The organism is Cupriavidus basilensis, from assembly GCF_029335485.1.
GTDB lineage: Bacteria > Pseudomonadota > Gammaproteobacteria > Burkholderiales > Burkholderiaceae > Cupriavidus > Cupriavidus basilensis_E.
The window spans coordinates 1-1,260 of sequence record NZ_JARJLM010000341.1 but is presented as its reverse complement, the minus strand read 5'-3'; the positions used below and the strand labels follow the sequence as shown (position 1 = coordinate 1,260).

Below are 1,260 nucleotides of genomic sequence, written 5' to 3'. Positions count from 1 at the left end.
GACCAGGAAGTCACCCTCTTTACGGCCATCCCGGTAGGGATCGCCGCCGCCATCGTCACCACGCTGTTCAAGGAAGCACTGGACGCCAGCGGCTATGTGATGTTTGGCACGCATGCGGACATCGTCACCGTCTTCGCGGGACTGGCGCTGGCATGGCGGGTGGTGATCCCGACGCTCGGCGGCATGATCGCCGGCCTGCTGCTGACCGCCGCGGCCCGGCTGAACGCGGCCAAGCCCGGGGTTTCCGACTATATGGAAGCGGTCGCCAGCGGCACCGGGCGGCTGCCGGTACGCATCACCCTGCTGCGCGCGCTGTCCTCGTTCTGCTCCATCGTCACCGGCAGCTCGGTCGGCAAGGAAGGCGCGATGATCCAGCTGGCGGCGCTGTGCGGATCGGTATTCCCGTCGGCGCGCGCCGGCGCGGGGCCCGATGGCGACACCAATCTGCGCCGCATGCTCACCGCCTGCGCGGCCGCGGCCGGGCTGGCCTCGGTCTATCACACGCCGCTGTCGGCCGCCGTGTTCGTGGCCGAAGTGGTGTTCGGCGCAGTGGCGGTGCAGCGGCTGATGCCGCTGTTCCTGGCATCGGTGGCGGGCACCGTGGTCAGCCAGCTGCACGGCGGCCTGCAGCCGCTCTACCCCGGCCTGACCGTGCCGTCCGACCTGCTGCACCCGCCGATGCTGCTGGCCGCCGTCTTGCTGGGCGTGCTGGCCGGCGTGGCGGGCGCGCTCTTCATGCGCGCCTCGAGCCTGGCCAAGGGCGCCTTTGCCCGCCTGCCGGGCGGCCTGGTGCCGCGCCTGGCGCTGGGCGGCACCCTGGTCGGCGTGCTGGCGGTCTGGGTGCCGGAAGTGGTTGGCAACGGTTACTACACCATCCAGTCGATCCTGATGGCGCATCCGCTGAGCGTGCCGCTGGTGGGCGTGCTGCTGGCCAAGCTGCTGGCCACCGTGCTCAGCATGGGTTCGGGCGCGGTGGGCGGTGTGTTCACGCCCTCCCTGTTCATCGGCGCCGCGCTGGGACAGTTGCTGGCGCCGGCCGTGCCGGGCGGCAGCGGCGCGCCGCTGCTGCCGCTGGTGGGCATGTGCGCGTTCCTGGCCGCCACCAGCCAGGCGCCGCTGATGTCGGTGCTGATGGTGTTCGAGATGACGCTGGCGCCGGCATTGCTGCTGCCCGGCATGATCGGCGCGGCGGCGGCCTACTACACGGCCTCGCGCTGCCAGACCCTGTCGCTGTACAGCGTGGTGGCCGAGCGCACGCAG

At 71.6% G+C, this 1,260-nt stretch carries 1 protein-coding gene; it reads left to right on the top strand.

The features are described from left to right. The coding region (locus P3W85_RS20030) for a ClcB-like voltage-gated chloride channel protein (protein ID WP_276266088.1) at window positions 1-1,260 on the top strand (1,260 nt) is incomplete at both ends.